19 protein-coding genes are annotated in these 15,779 nt (G+C 56.2%); 15 read left to right on the top strand and 4 right to left on the bottom strand.

Annotated features, from left to right (window positions below; genetic code table 11):
• Nucleotides 1-209: 209 nt before the first annotated feature.
• From ACF8AM_RS00975 to ACF8AM_RS00960, 4 genes are all read left to right on the top strand, one after another.
• On the top strand, nucleotides 210-389 hold the full coding sequence (locus ACF8AM_RS00975) for a hypothetical protein (RefSeq protein WP_392553832.1): 180 nt from the start codon (nucleotides 210-212) through the stop codon (nucleotides 387-389).
• A gap of 68 nt (nucleotides 390-457) precedes the next feature.
• Entirely contained in the window at nucleotides 458-661 is a 204-nt protein-coding gene (locus tag ACF8AM_RS00970) for a CsbD family protein (protein WP_392553831.1), read from the top strand.
• Between the two features lie 145 nt (nucleotides 662-806).
• On the top strand, nucleotides 807-1,142 hold the full coding sequence (locus tag ACF8AM_RS00965) for a cupin domain-containing protein (protein ID WP_392553830.1): 336 nt from the start codon (nucleotides 807-809) through the stop codon (nucleotides 1,140-1,142).
• Nucleotides 1,143-1,256: 114 nt separating this feature from the next.
• Complete coding sequence (locus ACF8AM_RS00960; RefSeq protein ID WP_392553829.1) at nucleotides 1,257-1,700, top strand: GNAT family N-acetyltransferase; 444 nt, start codon at nucleotides 1,257-1,259, stop codon at nucleotides 1,698-1,700.
• Nucleotides 1,701-1,764: 64 nt separating this feature from the next.
• Here the strand turns inward: ACF8AM_RS00960 and ACF8AM_RS00955 are convergent, their stop codons facing one another.
• Nucleotides 1,765-3,327: a hypothetical protein gene (locus ACF8AM_RS00955; protein ID WP_392553828.1), complete on the bottom strand. Its 1,563-nt coding sequence runs from the start codon at nucleotides 3,325-3,327 to the stop codon at nucleotides 1,765-1,767.
• A 247-nt stretch (nucleotides 3,328-3,574) separates the two neighbouring features.
• Between ACF8AM_RS00955 and ACF8AM_RS00950 the strand changes: the two genes are divergently transcribed.
• The 8 genes from ACF8AM_RS00950 to ACF8AM_RS00915 all read left to right on the top strand — a co-directional run bounded on the left by ACF8AM_RS00950 (nucleotide 3,575) and on the right by ACF8AM_RS00915 (nucleotide 8,787).
• A complete protein-coding gene (locus ACF8AM_RS00950) occupies nucleotides 3,575-4,744 on the top strand; it encodes a hypothetical protein (RefSeq protein WP_392553827.1) in 1,170 nt (389 codons plus the stop codon).
• A gap of 249 nt (nucleotides 4,745-4,993) precedes the next feature.
• Nucleotides 4,994-5,371 (top strand): hypothetical protein, encoded by a 378-nt coding sequence (locus tag ACF8AM_RS00945; protein ID WP_392553826.1) that lies wholly within the window; start codon nucleotides 4,994-4,996, stop codon nucleotides 5,369-5,371.
• Nucleotides 5,372-5,458: 87 nt separating this feature from the next.
• Nucleotides 5,459-6,160, top strand: a complete 702-nt coding sequence (locus ACF8AM_RS00940) for a hypothetical protein (protein WP_392553825.1) — start codon at nucleotides 5,459-5,461, stop codon at nucleotides 6,158-6,160.
• Nucleotides 6,161-6,420: 260 nt separating this feature from the next.
• Nucleotides 6,421-6,588 carry a DUF1328 domain-containing protein gene (locus ACF8AM_RS00935; protein WP_392553824.1) on the top strand — a complete coding sequence of 56 codons (168 nt, stop codon included), beginning with the start codon at nucleotides 6,421-6,423 and terminating at the stop codon, nucleotides 6,586-6,588.
• A gap of 52 nt (nucleotides 6,589-6,640) precedes the next feature.
• Nucleotides 6,641-6,994 (top strand): hypothetical protein, encoded by a 354-nt coding sequence (locus tag ACF8AM_RS00930; protein ID WP_392553823.1) that lies wholly within the window; start codon nucleotides 6,641-6,643, stop codon nucleotides 6,992-6,994.
• Between the two features lie 57 nt (nucleotides 6,995-7,051).
• The gene (locus ACF8AM_RS00925) at nucleotides 7,052-7,489 is read left to right on the top strand and encodes a hypothetical protein (protein ID WP_392553822.1); all 438 of its coding nucleotides are present in this window, start codon (nucleotides 7,052-7,054) and stop codon (nucleotides 7,487-7,489) included.
• 175 nt (nucleotides 7,490-7,664) lie between these two features.
• On the top strand, nucleotides 7,665-8,078 hold the full coding sequence (locus ACF8AM_RS00920) for a DoxX family protein (RefSeq protein WP_392553821.1): 414 nt from the start codon (nucleotides 7,665-7,667) through the stop codon (nucleotides 8,076-8,078).
• Entirely contained in the window at nucleotides 8,071-8,787 is a 717-nt protein-coding gene (locus ACF8AM_RS00915) for a ZIP family metal transporter (protein ID WP_392553820.1), read from the top strand. Before ACF8AM_RS00920 ends, ACF8AM_RS00915 begins: the two co-directional genes overlap by 8 nt.
• Before the next feature lie 86 nt (nucleotides 8,788-8,873).
• On the opposite strand, the gene ACF8AM_RS00910 is transcribed toward ACF8AM_RS00915, so the two are convergent.
• The 3 genes from ACF8AM_RS00910 to ACF8AM_RS00900 form a co-directional block, all read right to left on the bottom strand.
• A complete protein-coding gene (locus ACF8AM_RS00910; RefSeq protein WP_392553819.1) occupies nucleotides 8,874-9,899 on the bottom strand; it encodes an NADP-dependent oxidoreductase in 1,026 nt (341 codons plus the stop codon).
• Between the two features lie 279 nt (nucleotides 9,900-10,178).
• Nucleotides 10,179-11,585, bottom strand: a complete 1,407-nt coding sequence (locus tag ACF8AM_RS00905; protein ID WP_392553818.1) for a COG3014 family protein — start codon at nucleotides 11,583-11,585, stop codon at nucleotides 10,179-10,181.
• Nucleotides 11,582-12,484, bottom strand: coding sequence for a penicillin-binding protein activator LpoB (locus ACF8AM_RS00900; protein ID WP_392553817.1), 903 nt, complete (start codon nucleotides 12,482-12,484; stop codon nucleotides 11,582-11,584). The genes ACF8AM_RS00905 and ACF8AM_RS00900 overlap by 4 nt, the downstream gene beginning before the upstream one ends.
• A gap of 271 nt (nucleotides 12,485-12,755) precedes the next feature.
• Here ACF8AM_RS00900 and ACF8AM_RS00895 point away from each other — a divergent pair, with 271 nt between their 5' ends.
• The 3 genes from ACF8AM_RS00895 to ACF8AM_RS00885 form a co-directional block, all read left to right on the top strand.
• Complete coding sequence (locus ACF8AM_RS00895; RefSeq protein ID WP_392553816.1) at nucleotides 12,756-13,238, top strand: hypothetical protein; 483 nt, start codon at nucleotides 12,756-12,758, stop codon at nucleotides 13,236-13,238.
• Nucleotides 13,235-14,605 carry a glycosyltransferase family 4 protein gene (locus ACF8AM_RS00890; protein WP_392553815.1) on the top strand — a complete coding sequence of 457 codons (1,371 nt, stop codon included), beginning with the start codon at nucleotides 13,235-13,237 and terminating at the stop codon, nucleotides 14,603-14,605. The genes ACF8AM_RS00895 and ACF8AM_RS00890 overlap by 4 nt, the downstream gene beginning before the upstream one ends.
• A 264-nt stretch (nucleotides 14,606-14,869) precedes the next feature.
• Nucleotides 14,870-15,779, top strand: a 910-nt coding sequence (locus ACF8AM_RS00885) for an SMP-30/gluconolactonase/LRE family protein (RefSeq protein ID WP_392553814.1), incomplete at its 3' end; no start/stop codon positions are given.

Raw genomic sequence — 15,779 nt, 5'->3', positions numbered from 1 at the left:
TCAGTGCAGTGACTGAGATCTTGCGTGAAAAGAACACACCGTAAGAGCAGCGGCAACTGGTTGGATTCGCTCAAACGGAAGTCCGTGGTTCGTTCCAGCGGTTTTGGCATCGCATTCGCGTCGGCATGGTTGTTCTCGAGACGCCGTTGTGCCCTTGGCTGACAGGTTGCCTCGATCGTCCATCACTTCGCAAGCCGAGAGGAACAACCATGAGACAATCACGTGATGTCGTTCATTTTCTATTGCTCACCGCAGCCATGGTGGCTGGGTTCATCGTGTCAGGATGTGACAACAAGGAAACGGTCCTGGATGTTGAAACCCCCGACGGTGGCATGGAGGTGAACCGCGACCTCGACGACGGCAGCTTGAGTGTGGAAGTCGACGAATAGAAACCAACCGAATCCCAACTGGCACGCGTTTGTGCGCATTGGGAGATACATCCACTAGGAGAATCAAAATGAATTGGGATCAAATCGAAGGCAAATGGAAACAGGTCAAAGGTCAGGCTCAGCAGCAATGGGGAGACCTGACGGATGACGATCTGGATCGTGTCGACGGAAAACGCGAAGAACTCGTGGGCGTCGTTCAAGAACGCTACGGACTCGCCAAAGACGAAGCTGAAAAGCAAGTCCAGCAGTTTGAGAGTTCCTGCAACTGCTGAGACGAACTCGGCGGATCAAACGCGAATGCGAGAGTTTGCCGTTCGCGTTCATCAATTCGAATGGGTCGCGTCGGCGAGGGCTGACCGCGACCTTTCGCCGTGTCGTGAAGGCACTTCGTTTCTATTAAACGCAATTGGTTGACCAATGGACATTCCACAAATCACGCCTGGGGCGGATGCCGAACAAGGCGCGATGGGACAGATCTACCTTGCGACCGGAAAGCACGTCGCACTTCGACGCTGGGAGGAAAGTCCGGGCGGCTTCAGCAACCCAGCCACGCGAGACTACGAAGCCGTCGGCTACTTGCTGAAGGGCGCCATGGAATTGGAGTTCGACGGAGGCACCGCGAAACTCGGTGTCGGTGATTCCTGGCTGGTCCCCGCAGGAGCCGTTCACCGGTATCGTGTCGTCGAATCCATCGTTGCGATCGAAGCCACCAGTCCACCGGCTCGCTTTGGTGATCGAGACCAACCTGTGTGACGTGGTTGCCTCACTGAGTGGTTGTGACGACATGAGAGCGAACCTGGACGTCCGAGCGAACCTCTGGTCTCAGGTGTTTCTTTACCTAGCCAGGCCGATTTTTGGTTTCGTCGCATGACCATTCGATTCAGCACCGACTTTCCGTTGACGTCGGAACAGTTTGTTGACGTGCTGAAGCGATCCACTTTGGCAGAACGCCGACCAGTCGATGACCAGCCCCGGATTCGCGAAATGCTGGCTCATGCGGATGTGCTTGTCACTGCCCACTTGGCAGGCGATTCAGGCACGGGGAATCGCGAAAAACCTGGCAAGCTGATCGGCGTTTCAAGAGCCATCACCGACCATGCTTACTGCACTTACCTGTCGGACCTTGCTGTGGATGTCGATTTCCAAGGGCAAGGAATCGGTCGCGAATTGATTCGATTGACGCATGAGATGGCGGGGCATCAAACCCGGCTGATACTGCTGTCGGCACCGGCCGCCGAAACGTACTACCCGCACGTTGGCATGTTGCCACACCATTCGTGCTGGATGATCCCGCCAAGCGATGAAGGTTGAACGTGTAGGACTCGTCGCCTCGTCCATCTACGATCAAACCTGACTTTTAACTTTGACTAAACCACTAGCGTTTGAAGCCAATCAGCGCGCCGACCTCTGTTCGCTCTGTATCGAAGTTCTCGTTGTCAGACGCGAATCGGTCGTGACCGGCCACAGCAGAGATGGAAAGCTGTTCGGTGAGTTGATAGCTCAGCTTTCCATGCACGCGCCAAAAAATCTCATCGCGTCCAATCGGATCGGTGAAGTCGGGGTAGTTGCGATAGCCGACGCCCCAGGTCGGCGTGAATTTCCAACGGTCGTTGATTTGCCAGTCCGTTGAACCGTGCAGATTGATGGACAGATACCGATAGTCATCGCCCTTCGTGTTGGCGTATTCCAAATCGGTTCCCAACGCGACCATGGGCAAGGCCTCCCAGGAAGTGCGTTTGAAGTGACTGGCACCGAACGTCAGTGTCGTTCCATCGAGTGAGGTTTGCTCGGGTATCACACCGTCGTCTTTGAAATTGGATTGGGCAATCGTGGTGTAGCCATACCATGCATTCAAGTCCGGTCGGATCACGGTGAACGATGCCGTTCCTGCGTGGCGGTCACCGACTTGATTTCCGTCGAAGAAGTCGTTGGAGAACACATATTCCATTCGCCCGATCACTTCGTTTCCGCCGAACAGAAAGTCGCGTTCGGCAAACGCACCGGGTTGGAAACTGGCCAAATTGAATTCTTGAAACTGACTTTCGTTGGCGGTGAAGTAGCCGCGAAACATCAGGCCCGCACGCGTGTTTTCACGGCGGATGAGTTTCCAATCCAAATCGGGGCTGGCGAACCACTGAAAGCTGGCCTGTTCGTCTTGTGCGAGGTCGCGACTGATTGGTGTCAACGTGACGTTGGTGTTGTACAGCAATCCGGTTTCCAAAAAGACTCGAAACGGACTGGTTGGGGATTCCGCTTCGCTTTCGAGTTGTCGCAAACGGTTTTCGAGATCGTCCGACCCGTCGAAGGTTTGGATTTCGTAGCCAACCGTTTGCGCTGACGTGCCGTTAAAGTTTGGCGGTGCGGGAAGCTCGTTCGCGCGAATCAGATTGGCGGGATCGGACGTCATCCGGTCCATCGCGGTTGATCGGTTCGCCAAATCAATGTCGGCGGATGGTGCGGCGAGTTGTGCCAGGGCTGGGGCGGGTGAGTCGATGCCCATCGCACGCACCTGGTCGGCGTAATTGCTCGCAGGAGCGATCTGCAGCACTTCTTGGAAATGAGTCTGGGCGGCGTCGGGTCGTGATATGTCGTTCAGCAATTGACCGAAGTCAAAGTGAGCGGCGGCGTTGAATGGATCGAGTTCCAATGCTCTGCGAGTGGACTCGATGGAGGAATCCATGTCGCCGAGAGCTTTCTGCAATCGCCCGAGCGTTCGCCATGAATCCGAGTGCTTTGGGTTCTCGGTGACCTTCTGTTGAAGCATGGCCAGCATTTTCAGTTGCGCGGGGCTGGGGCCCGATGCGGCGGTCGAGTTCTGATTGGCGGAGTTTGGCGGGACGGACGCCAAGTCGTCTGCCGAGGTGATGCATTGGAACGTGACCAGCACCAACCAGCAGCTCCAAGCGAAGCGTCGAATTCGGCGTTTTCGGTGAATCATTTCGTCGCCGAGCGAGGAGTGTTTGACAGCGTTATCAAATCGAGGGCTTCATAGTGAGCGTATGGATCGCCCTGGAAATTGGCTTCGTGGATTGCCTACGTTGCGATCGGTCTGAGCGTGGACGTCCGTTCGCTCTCAGTTGTTAACAATCAGCGCTTTTTGGTCGCCACCCCGATTCACAACGCATGTGTGAGAAGGGGGAGATGGCTCGGGGCGTTTGGAAATTCAGATGGAGTTGAACTTACGGATGAAACGTCACTCAAAGAACGCCCTTGCGATCGCTTGCATGTTGTGCACTGGTGGGGCTGTCCAAGCTCAGGGGTTGGATGGAGCTCTATCGCGAGTTCGCGGGCAGGTTCAGCAGAACGTGCAAACGCAGGTTCAGCAACGCGTCCAGGCTCGCGTGCAAAGCCAAGTGCAAGCGAACGTTCAGAGCCAAGTTCAACAACGCATTCAAGCGAACGTTGCCAATGGCATTCAGGCTCGCGTTGGGAACCAAATCGAAGCCGCCGCCCAAACCGCCGCTGGTTTGGCTGCCCGTGCTCAGGCTCGAGCAAACGCGACGGTGGATCGCGCATCACGAACCAATGTCGGCGCGAATGCTGACGTTCAGATCGAAGCCAACGTGAATGCCAATGTTGCCGGATCGCAGTTGCAAACTTCATCCGGAATGGCTTCTTCGACGCGAGTTTCAGCCAGCCCGCTTCGCATCAGTGTCGCTGAGGTCCAGGCTTATGATTCTGTTTTTGGTCAGTTCAACCCGCTTCGCTCTGCAGCGGTTTTGAACACTGCCGCTGCAGTTGGTCAAAATGCAACGGCGCAGATCAATAGCGTTTCAGCATCGAGCTTCGCTCAGCCCAGTCCGACTGGCACGACCAGCCCAACGTCGGAAAGCCCTGCGGCGCCGGAATCTGGTTCACCAGAAGGTCCTGATGCATCGGGATTGGCAGGATCAAGCATCGGCGGTGTGTTCAACCAGGTCGCTCAAGGGCAAGGCGGAGTTTCCGGTCGTCAAGCGGTTCGTGGGTCAGGGCAAGCGACTGGTGACTTCGGCGTTGCCGGTGTCTTGTCGTCCAATGTCGATTTCTCATCGATGATTGCAGTGGCGGCACGTCAACGCCAAGCCGAGATCGCTGAAATGCGAGATCAGGCCTTGGCATCGGCCAACGCGGAACTCATGGCGAAAGCGGATGCGATGGAAGCTCGGTTGAACGCGTTTGCATCGGCCCAAAAGGAAGCGATGGCGTCGGCGCAATCCAACATTCAATCGGCCCAGGCCAACGCTGCGAACCGAATCGGCTCGGCAGCAACCTTGAACGTCAGCGGTTCGGCTCAAGGACAAGCCACCGCGAACGGTGTTGGGCAGGCTGGAGCATCCGCTGCAAGCAAAGCTCGCTCCAACGCCACCGTTCGATAGTGATTGCCCACCGGCCCTCCGGTTGGGCCCGCCGGCTCTCCAGTTGGGCCCGCCGGTTCTCCAGTTGGGATTGTGGTCGCCGTACAAGGCGGGGGTTCAGCTCCCGTCTTTTTTGTTGCGCTGATTGAATTGGTGTTTGTTGGTATGCGAGTTGCCTGTGTCTAGGCCGGAACGCCCGCGAGATGCGGGGAAACTCTGATGCCGCCCTCCCCCTGGGCAACAAACCCTTTTTCTATGAGGAACAAAGCTATGAAATCGATCACCACATTTTTGATGGCCATTTGCATGATGGCTGCCGTTGGATGCGACGAATCAGCCCTGGATCGAGAGGCTGATGCTGTCCGCGACGCCACTCAGCAACAAGCGGAAGACATTCGCGATTCATCTCAGTCGACAGCCGAAAACATTCGGGAACAGGCACAGCAGCAAGCTGAAAACGTTCGAGATCAAGCCGACAACGCTCCAGATGCCGTGGAAGAAGCAGCCGAAGAACGAGCTGATATGATTGAACAACGAGGCGAAACCAAGGCAGATCGACGCGAAAACGTTGGCGAACAGAAGGCAGACGCTTTGGAAGAAGCCGGCGAGAACAAAGCCGACCGCCTCGAAGAAATCGAAGTGGAATGATCGCTCGCCAACCCGGTGAACTGAACCCTGTGAATGCTTGGTGGCCGTTGAGCTGCCAAGCATTTTTTTATTTGATGGAGAAGTTGGATGAATCATCTGTTTGGATCCCCTGCCCGCATTCTCGCGACAGCAATCGTTTCCTTGTTGCTAGTCGTGGGGATGACGCTGGCGATTCTTTCGCTAAGTTCGGTGGAGCACCTGGCCAGTGGTTCGGCCCAGCAAACGGTTTTGGTGGAATGTGAATTTGACAAGTTTCGCCAGATCATGGTGCGCAAAAACGCGACCGCTGCGATCGTGAGCCAATCGGGGATGAGGTTGATTGACGAAAGCGTGGAGGATCTGCAGGTCGACACAAGCCAGGATGATCGGCCGCTCCTCAATGCGATTCGAGGTCGTTCGAAAACGGAAGTCCAAGCGGTCAAAAAGCTACGGGTGAGTTTGAACGACCCGCACATCGAAGCCGATGAATTGACGTTGCGACAACGGGCCAATGTTCAACCGGAGTCTGTCCATGTGGTCACGGAATCGATTGCCGCCGCAGCGAACTTGGAATCGTATCGCACCACGCTGGATGCTCGCAGAAAAGGCTCCCAGACTGAAGTCAGCGTCTCAGTGGGATTAGAGGTCCGGGTAACCGTTCCCAAGGCCTTCACCGGACGTGCGGATCGTGAAGTGCAGCAATCTGCGGTCGATGCGGTGGACGAGCAAGCGAAAAGTTTGCAGCGATTTGTGGCCGAACACGCTGGCGAACGATTCATTCTGCCGGAACTTGGCAATGGATCGAGATGATCCATTGGGCTGGATCGAAGAAAAGCCTTTCGCGTCCTCTGGAGTCGTTGGTCGATTTTGAGGCGAGCTGCTTGCTTCTCTAGCAAAACAATCCGTCAACGCAATGGATGGATACAAAAGACGGCCTCTTTTCGCCCCTTCAAACAATTGTCCATTTCTCCCGACGATTTCGGCACGGGAATCGCGTTACCCAAGTCCCGATCGCTGAGGACACGGTGTTCGTGTTTGCGAAGAATCGAATGAAACTTTAGGAGAATACTATGTTGGGTTGGGCTTTGACGTTTTTGGTAATCGCTTTGATCGCTGCTGCTTTGGGGTTCGGTGGACTCGCAGGGACCGCTGCAAGTGTCGCGAAAATCCTCTTTGTTGTCTTCCTGGTGTTGTTTGTGATCGGCTTGGTCATGGGACGTCGCGGACCGACCGTCTGATTGGTCAGGACGGTCAAGTAACTCCGTCACTTCATCTATCAGGATTAGAGCAATGGATCAGGAATTGAATCCGCAAATGGAACGAGCGTTGGATGAACTGGCAACGCTGGTTTGTGAATCGCTGCAGAGCGATGGTGAACTGCTGGTTGAACGGCAGGATGCACTGCTGAAGACGCTTGTCATGAGTGGTCATTCATGGAAGTCCGTTCGGACGGTCATGGAAGAGGTTGAACGCCGCGTCAAAGAGAAGTGTGGTGAATGTGCTATGCATCGTGGCGGGGCGTTGACCTCGTTGACCAGCAAGCTCGGCACGAAGTTGCAGTCGCTCGCCCGTTGGGAATCCAAATCGCCATCGGACGACATGGCCTCCAAACCCGCCAATATCAGCTCCGCAACAGACGCTTGATTTGTCTGAAGCGGAGTGGTCGCCGATGCATATTTCAGTCTTACAAAGGAAACTCAAATGTCGACGGAAACGAATGTGGCACACGAAGCGGACTGGGATCGTGTTCGATCAGCGATTCGCAATCGCTGGCCACAAATCGATCAAGATGAACTTTCCAAGTGCCCCAATGAAGTGGCTTGGTTGGTCGAATTCGTACAGGGACGCGTTGACGTCTCTCGAGAGGAAGTCGAATCAGTCGTCCACGAGTTCGCTCCGCAAGAGTCGATGGCCGAACGTATCAGTCACACCGCCGAAGACCAGCTTCACAAGGCAAGTGAGTCGGCGCGATTCGCGGTGATGCGAGCGGACGAATGCATCGCAGAGCGGCCAACTCAATCGGTTTTGGCCAGTTTTGTTGCTGGGGCGCTCGTCGGCGTGACCGTCACAGCGCTGTGGTTTCGACAGCACCGTGAGCCAACGCGTTGGGAACATTTCAAGGCTCGGACCTGGGGATGATTCTTCACGTAGAGAAGGGCTGATGGCAAAAGACTCGTGCCGGCTCACTGCCTTGTTTGGCGTTCAAGATCTACAAAGGGCATGGCAATCGTTGCGGGAGTGTTCGAAGGAATACAATTGACTTGCCTGTGAGTAATCTGTCTCCGATTTCAACCGCCGAAGTGAGTCTCTTCCCGTGAAACGATCTCGACTTCGTCGGTGGATTCATGTTCTCCGCATTGGGCTTTTATGGTTGCTCGCGGTGCTGTTTGTTGCGGCGGGAACCAACCATTTCATCTCGCCTGATTTCTATTTGCGAATGATCCCCGATGGATGGCCTCGGCCGAGCATGCTCGTGTATGTTTCTGGGGTTTTTGAGGTGATTGGTGGTCTTGGGCTACTGGTTCCGCGTCTGCGAACGCTCGCCGGTTGGGGGCTGATTGCGTTGCTTGTTGCTGTCTTTCCCGCCAACATTCATATGGCGATGCACCCGGAACGTTATGATGCATTTTCACACGTGGGCTTGCTGGCGAGATTGCCTCTGCAAGGCGTGTTGATGGCTTTGGTTTGGTGGGTGGCATGTCAAAACAGGAAGCTCGACGTTGAATGAACTGACGCAAGTTTTGTTGCTGACGACGATGGCCGGATTGGCGATCCCTATCGGCGGTCTTTTTGCGATGATCGAGAAAATATCGCCGGCTTGGTTGGAAACAGAGTTTCGCCACAGCGTGATCGCGTTTGGCGGCGGTGTTTTGGTGTCCGCCGTCGCTCTCGTTTTGGTGCCCGATGGAATCGAGGATCTTTCGCTTGTCTGGATTGTTGTTGCGTTCGTGCTGGGCGGACTGGCCTTTTGGGGACTCGAGACACTGCTGGATCGTTCCAAGAGTTCGATGGCGCAGTTGGTCGCGATGCTTTCCGACTTTGTTCCCGAGGCAGTCGCATTGGGAGCCGCCTTCGCGACGGGTGGCGATGCCGGTCTGTTGTTGGCGGTCCTGATCGGACTCCAGAATTTGCCAGAGGGTTTCAATGCATTTCGCGAATTGTCGGCTTCGTCGAGGCTCGGTGGATGGAGCCTGGTGGCCTGTTTGGCAGCATGCGTGCCACTCGGACCGCTGTCGGGTTGGATCGGGTATCAGTACCTCTCCAGTTATCCACTCGCGGTTGATTTCCTCATGCTGTTCGCGGCCAGCGGTATTTTGTACTTGACGTTCCAAGATCTCGCACCGCAGGCTCGAGTCGAGAATCAGCGGGCCCCTGCAATTGGTGCCGTGCTGGGGTTTCTGCTTGGTCTGATCGGACACGTTCTACTGAAAGGGTGAATCCGCTCAGCTGCTGTGTGGCGAAGCAGGTCGGCAGAAAACGATTCCTACCAACCAGCTTCGCAAACCGGATCCGCTCCGCCGAGTCAGTTCAGCCGAACCAGTTGCTTGCCGAGGTTGTGACCATTGAACAATCCCATGAAGGCCGCAGGTGCGTTCTCGATTCCTTCGGTCACGGTTTCTTCCCAAACGACTTTGTCTTGCTGGATCAGGTTCGCCATGTCGTGAACAAAATCGTCTTTTGCGTCCATGTGGTCACGAACGATGAACCCTTGGATACGCAGACGTTTGGCAATCACCTTGAACATGTTTCGTGGGGCGGCGGGAGCCTCGGTTGCGTTGTAGGTCGCAATCATGCCGCATTCAACACAGCAACCAAAGTCGTTCATGTTGTCAATCGCTGCTTCGAGATGGTCGCTGCCGACGTTGTCGAAGTACACGTCGATGCCGTCTGGAGCATGCGTGGCAAGTTCTTGGCTGAGGTTGTCGACCTCTTTGTAATTGATCACCGCGTCGATGCCGGTTTTGTCTTTCAGCCACTGAATTTTCTCCTGCTTGCCGGCGCTGCCGATCACGCGACAGTTCATCGCTTTGGCCAGTTGGCAAACGATCGACCCGACTGCGCCTGAGGCGGCCGAGACAAAGACGGTGCTGCCTTCTTGCAGCTTCGCAATTTTGTGCAGGCCGACCCATGCTGTCATGCCCGTCATTCCGAGGGCACCCAAGAAGGCTTGGGGCGGCGCGAGATTCGGATCGATTTTTGTAATTCCGTCGCCATTGGACGTCCAGTATTCGCGCCAGCCAAGGTTGCCGAGTACCAGGTCGCCTTCTTGGTAGGCAGCGTTCTGGGACTGAATCACTTCGCCGATGCAACCACCTTCGAGCGGTTGGTCGATTTGGAACGGCGGAACGTAGCTGTCGCTGTCCTTCATGCGACCTCGCATGTACGGATCCACCGACATCCACTGGTTCTTGACCAGGATTTCGCCGTCCTGGATGGGACCCACCTCGGCGGTTCGCAATTCAAAGTTCGATGGTTGCGGCGTCCCTTCCGGACGCGAGATCAACTCAATTTGTTTGGATTGAACTGTTTTGCTTGTTGCAGTACTCATGAATGATTCCTTGTTTCGTAAACGCTTGTTGGTTGAATCTTGACCCGATGAGTTAGCGAGGGATCACATGCCATTGCGGCGGGCCTGTGGGGTCCTCGCCCACGCGTTTTGAAGTTGCGTTTTTCTCAAAGTCCGAAGCGTCAGCGAGGGAAAAACGAGGTTGACTTCGCCTCGCTGACGCGTCGGGTTATGAAAAAAACAATGCCTCACGCAAGAGCCCAACTTCAAAACCTAAAACCGCGGGCCTCGATGATCGCGAAAGAGTCGCCGACCGTCCGCTCACGGATTCGCGGTCACGACGTAAATCTGCTGGGTCGGCGCGACGACCAACACGTAAGTGTTCTTCGCGTTGTGAATTCGCAGCGGCACTTGGCTGGGCGAGGCAATCGGTTGACCGTCGTAGCGAACCGGAGCGAATTCCACGGTGTGATCTCCGGCTGGTAGCTCGGCCCGCAAGACTTGGATTTCTCGCGGCAGCAAACCCCAGCACCGGGTGTCGGCGGTTTCCGTTGCCGTCCAAGCGGTCGAGGTTGCGAACTGGAACATCGTTCCTGCAGGCCCGGTCAAACCAAGATTTTTGCGAGCCGACGCGACGGCAAGTTCCTTGCCGCCCTGGCGAATGATCCCGCGAGCGATTGTCCATGGCATCTCGGCGTCGACCTGTTGCTTCACCATCCCTGCCACATCCGTCAGCGGCTGAGTCGCTCCGTGCAGTTCATACAGAGGCAACGTGTCCGGCCCCGTCGGGATGTAACTGGCCACCGTCACTGCCGCGACGTCGCTGGGCGGGATCACGACACTGGGGACTTTGACGGATGTGATCTTGGGCAGCGTGGCGACATCGTCTTCTTTGTTTTGTTGATTCAGCATCAATGCGTTGGCGACTGTCATTGCAGCAGTGGTTGTGGGAGCCTCCACGGCTTCCAATACCGGGCCACGACCGACCAATGCAAACACATACAGCGCGCCATGACCGGGTTGGCTGTGCATGCCTTCGGTTGCGCGTTTCAAATCATCCGCTGCCGGCAAGAAGTTCGGACGAATCGCGCTGACCAATTGATAGTTGCGACGCGCGTCATCAAGATCGTGCAAGTTCTCTTCTCGCAAAACACCACGCAGATACGGCGCCAGCGCCAACTCTTGGTGCGGATTCGCCGTCAGGGTGTCCGCGATGGCTTCACCGAACACGCTGCTGCGTCGCTCGTCGTGCTCCTGTTGCAATTTCGTTTGCAACATCGCGGCTTGATTGATGTAGCTTTCCGCGTCGTCACCGTCGCGAACCAGGGAACACATCGCCAACATCGTGCGGATCATGACCTGCTCGTAACCGGCTGGTCGAAACTTTCTCGCGGTGTCGTCGGTCACCATTGATGCCGCTTCGTGCAGCGGAGCGACCTTCAGCGACGAATCAAACTCGTCTCGCAGTTCACGCAGCGTTTGCTCGGCCGAAGTTGCATTGCCGACGGACAAATCGACCATCGCTAAATCCAACTTTGCTGGCGTGGCAAATCGCCCACGCCCCTGAGCGACTTTCGACAACACTTTGCGAGCGGTGTCTGGATCGCCGGCGGCGAACGCATTGCGAGCGGTGTCGATCTGTGCCAGCTTTGCTGCGCAGCCCGCCAGCGTGGTGGGCAGCAACGCAGCGACCAACAACAACACTCGAAAGCCGTTCGGCAAAATCATCCGTCGGCTTGATCGAAAAGGCCAAACGTCCACCACTTGCCCGCTCGCGTGTTGTGATAGCCCTTGCGGATCTTCGATGACTCTTTGATGTAGTCACCCGACTGCAGGTTGACCATTTCCAACGTCAACAAGTAATCCCGCTGGGTCGACTTGTTGCGATCCGTCGTTCCAGACGTGATCGTCGCGTACAGCAAGTAATCGACAGGGGTTCCCTGCCGTCCCAACGCCGCCGCAAAGACGTCGCGGTTTTGTGGCAGGAACAACGAATCAGGTCGCAAGCGAGTTTCCACCAGTGCCGCATCGACCATCCGGCGGCTGATGCTTCGGAAAGAGCTTCCGGAATTGATTTGCGAATCAATTCGTTCGTAAAGTTGGTCTTTGAAGTCGACCAATTCCTCGGCGCTTTTGTTTTCGATCCCGATGAAACAAACTTTCGCCGGGCCTTGCACCAACGGGCCGGCACTCGGAACCGCGACCTGCGATCCGATGACGGGCTCGCCGGTGTTGGGATCGACCATGGTTTCGGCGGCTCCCACCGAATGGCTGGCCATCTGGGCCGGCGTTCCATTGGCAGCAAATTGTCCAGGGAAGACCACTGATTCATTCGGTGGCGGGCAACGGCTCAAGATTTTCGCGACCGCTTCGTCCACCAACGGATTCCAAGTCGCGGCGCCCGCTTCGTGACTGCCGACCAAGTCTTTGTCGTCGCTGGCGAGCAAATGGCCGTAGCGCCGCGAGGCACATCCGGATGTTCCCGCCCCCACAATGGCGACTCCCGCGGTCATCCGTAGCATGGCTGCCGCTAAAATTTTCCGCCGGGAAAGAAGATCACCTGCAGTATTTTGCTCGTTGGGATCCGAGGAGTTTTCTGCTGATTCGTCATGAAAAATGCGATTCATCGCGGTTGTTCACCCGGGATTGAGTGGGCCGAAAGAACGTCATTGGCCGGAAAACCTGATTCAGAACGGGTTCTGTCAGCGAATTTCCGAAAACAATTCCGGCTTGTCGGCTTGTGAATGCTGTGCCAGTTAGCAAAATGATCGACCCCACGTCGACCCGATCCTCGATGGAATCCTTGAAACCCCCACGGTTCACCAAACCGTTGCGGACTGCGAGAATCCCCCAGTTTCTCAACCTTCCATCCTTCACACCCGCATTCACAATTTGTTCATGCCTGCCACCCTGCCCGCTCCCGTTGCTGATCCTGTTGCTCCCGTGAACTTGGGAATTGATGCAGTCGATCCGCTTCTCCTGCCCGGCACCCTTTTGCCTGGCACCTCGGTGAACCCTGGCTTGGCACCCGCTCCGGAGCAAAGTCCGGCGATCGCAATTCCTAGCATCAGTCCCTCGATGACCGACGACGAGGACGACGATTCGGATGACCCAGACGATGGTGCGGATGACGACACACCAGGCGTTGGCGATGATCTGGACGACATCGATGACGATGTGGATGAATTCGACGACATCGATGAAGACGACTTCGACGACGACTTTGATGACGATTTCGAAGAAGAGCTCGACGACGATTACGAAATCGAAATCGACGATGAGATCAGTGCTGAGTTCGGCTTGAACACGGCCGGAGACGATGAGGACGAGGAACTGGACGACGACCTGGATGACTTCGAAGACTTCGAGTCAGTCGATTGAAAATCGTCTTCCTTACCGCCGGTGCCGCTGGCATGTACTGCGGCAGTTGCATGCACGACAACGCGATCGCGAAAGCGTTGCGTGCCGGCGGGGACGACGTTCTTCTGCAACCGGTCTACACGCCGATCCGAACCGACGAAGCCACCATCGCGTCCGATCAAGTTTTCTTCGGTGGCATCCATGTCTATCTGTTGCAGCAAATGCCGTGGCTGCGTTGGTTGCCTCGGTGGACACGGTCCTGGATGGATCACCCTGGATTGATTCGGCGGTTGACTCGCAAGGCTGTCAAAACTGACCCGGCCAAGTTAGGTGAACTCACGCTGTCGATGCTTCGAGGCGAACATGGACGGCAATCCGAAGAGGTCGACCGGTTGGTGGATTGGTTGGAAACCGACATCCAGCCCGACGCGATCATCTTCAGCAACCTGTTGATCGGCGGTGCGATCCCAACGATCCGCCGGCGGTTGCCCAACACGCGACTGGTTGTGACCCTGCAAGGTGACGACATCTTCTTGGATCACTTGCCCAACGACGCACGTGCACAAGCCATCGTGTTGTGCTCGGAATTGGCCGAACAAGTCGACGTGTTTGTTTCCCACAGCGATTTCTATCGCGACAAAATGGGGGCGCTCCTGGGCATCTCCCCAGGACGCTTTGACGTGCACCCGCTGTCCATTGACCTTGCACCGTTTGACGTCGCACCGCTTGGGCTTTCCCCCAGCGACCGTTCATTGGCCAGCGAAGCTCTTGCTGAGCCTTCCGAGAAATCAGACAACGAATTCCGCATCGGTTATTTGGCACGCCTTGCACCGGAGAAAGGCTTGCATCATTTGGTCGACGCTTTCCTTCGAATCGGCAACCTTCCGGAACACGCCAACGTCACCCTGCACGCAGCCGGATGGCTGGGGGAACACAACCGCGCGTACCTCGATGAACTGCAATCCCGTGTTGTCAGCGCCGGGTTGTCGGATCGATTTGTGGTGCACGACAGCCCCGATCAATCCACAAAAATCAAGCTGTTGCGGCAAATGGATGTGCTCAGCGTTCCGGCTCCGTACGAAGATCCCAAGGGACTGTTCCTACTGGAAGCGATGGCCTGTGGTGTGCCCGTGGTCCAGCCCGACCATGGTGCCTTCACCGAAGTGGTCCAATCGACCGGCGGTGGCATTTTGTTCCATCCTGAAAACACGGACGCATTGATCCACGAATTGATCCGCTTGAAAAACGATCCCGACCGAAGAGCGACTTTGGGCGAAACCGGCCGGCAATCCGTCCATCAGCGTCACCACATCGAAGCTGCTGCCGAACACATGCGTCGCACCTGCCAACGAAGCGAATCCCCACTCGCAAAACAGCCGGAAGCATAAAAAAACCGTAGCACGGTGGTCTCCACCGTGAACCACCACCCACTCCATCGCGAGACCTTCGGTGGAGGATCACCAGACGACAGAACGTTTGGGCGGATTCAGTGCTCGTCTCGGTGTGGGACCACCGAGCAACAGTTGCTTTCTGTTCAAGGGCTCGCGTGGCCCCGAAAACCCAGGCCACCTGACTCCGCCGCCGTTACCGCTGGGCTTGATCTACAATGGCGGCGTTCCCCACCCCATCTCGCCCCACCTCGAATGAGCCTCATGAATTCGCGATTTGCTCTGCTGTTTGCTTTGATCGTCGGCATTCTTTCCACCGCCGCTGCCCAATCGATCCAGCCCACCGGCCCGGTCCAACAAGTCCAAACGGGATTTCAATTCACCGAAGGCCCCGCCGCGACGGACGACGGCACGCTGTACTTCACTGACATCCCCAACAACGCCATTCATCGTCTGTCCAAATCCGGCGAATTGTCACTGCTGACCGATCAATCCAACCACTCCAACGGATTGTGGCCGTTGTCCAACACAAAGCTGTTGGCGTGCGAGATGGACGGGGCGGTTGTGATGCACGACCTCTCGAACGATTCCCCCAAACGCATCGTGCTGGCAGATTCCTTCGACGGCAAACGCTTCAACGCCTGCAACGATTTGGTCGTCGACAACCACGGCGGGCTGTACTTCAGCGACCCGCAGTACCGCGCTCCTGAACCTTTGCCACAAACCGAACGCTGCGTTTACTACCTGGCGAATTTTGAGACCGATCCACAGGTCACTCGTTTGACTGGTGACATCGAGGCACCCAATGGGATTGGATTGTCGCCGGATGGCAAAACACTTTACGTGATCCCATCGATGCAAGCCGAGATGTTGGCCTACGACGTATTGGGGCCCGGCAAAATCGGCCCCCCGCGAGTGCTTTGCAAACTCAAGCAGCCTGAAGCAGAAACCTCGCGAGGTGGTGACGGCATGGCGATCGACGTAGAGGGCAACCTTTACATCACCACTCATTTGGGCGTCCAAGTTTTCTCGCCCGAGGGTGAAGCACGCGGCATCATCGCGTTTCCCGAGATCCCCGCCAACGTGACCTTTGGCGGGCCGGAATTCAAAACCATGTACGCCACAGCGAGAAAATCGCTTTACTCGGTGGAAATGCCGATCGCAGGATTCCGCG

Source organism: Rhodopirellula sp. JB055 (assembly GCF_043100905.1).
Taxonomy (GTDB): Bacteria; Planctomycetota; Planctomycetia; order Pirellulales; family Pirellulaceae; genus Rhodopirellula.
The sequence above is the reverse complement of the archived record's forward strand: the minus strand, read 5'-3'. Positions and strand labels throughout refer to the sequence as shown.

Bases quoted from the DNA above. Each gene is read 5' to 3' on its own strand.
- ACF8AM_RS00975 (WP_392553832.1), top strand. From the start codon at position 210: ATGAGACAATCACGTGATGTCGTTCATTTTCTATTGCTCACCGCAGCC.
- ACF8AM_RS00970 (WP_392553831.1), top strand. From the start codon at position 458: ATGAATTGGGATCAAATCGAAGGCAAATGGAAACAGGTCAAAGGTCAG.
- ACF8AM_RS00965 (WP_392553830.1), top strand. From the start codon at position 807: ATGGACATTCCACAAATCACGCCTGGGGCGGATGCCGAACAAGGCGCG.
- ACF8AM_RS00960 (WP_392553829.1), top strand. From the start codon at position 1,257: ATGACCATTCGATTCAGCACCGACTTTCCGTTGACGTCGGAACAGTTT.
- ACF8AM_RS00955 (WP_392553828.1), bottom strand. From the start codon at position 3,327: ATGATTCACCGAAAACGCCGAATTCGACGCTTCGCTTGGAGCTGCTGG.
- ACF8AM_RS00950 (WP_392553827.1), top strand. From the start codon at position 3,575: ATGAAACGTCACTCAAAGAACGCCCTTGCGATCGCTTGCATGTTGTGC.
- ACF8AM_RS00945 (WP_392553826.1), top strand. From the start codon at position 4,994: ATGAAATCGATCACCACATTTTTGATGGCCATTTGCATGATGGCTGCC.
- ACF8AM_RS00940 (WP_392553825.1), top strand. From the start codon at position 5,459: ATGAATCATCTGTTTGGATCCCCTGCCCGCATTCTCGCGACAGCAATC.
- ACF8AM_RS00935 (WP_392553824.1), top strand. From the start codon at position 6,421: ATGTTGGGTTGGGCTTTGACGTTTTTGGTAATCGCTTTGATCGCTGCT.
- ACF8AM_RS00930 (WP_392553823.1), top strand. From the start codon at position 6,641: ATGGATCAGGAATTGAATCCGCAAATGGAACGAGCGTTGGATGAACTG.
- ACF8AM_RS00925 (WP_392553822.1), top strand. From the start codon at position 7,052: ATGTCGACGGAAACGAATGTGGCACACGAAGCGGACTGGGATCGTGTT.
- ACF8AM_RS00910 (WP_392553819.1), bottom strand. From the start codon at position 9,899: ATGAGTACTGCAACAAGCAAAACAGTTCAATCCAAACAAATTGAGTTG.
- ACF8AM_RS00905 (WP_392553818.1), bottom strand. From the start codon at position 11,585: ATGATTTTGCCGAACGGCTTTCGAGTGTTGTTGTTGGTCGCTGCGTTG.
- ACF8AM_RS00900 (WP_392553817.1), bottom strand. From the start codon at position 12,484: ATGAATCGCATTTTTCATGACGAATCAGCAGAAAACTCCTCGGATCCC.
- ACF8AM_RS00895 (WP_392553816.1), top strand. From the start codon at position 12,756: ATGCCTGCCACCCTGCCCGCTCCCGTTGCTGATCCTGTTGCTCCCGTG.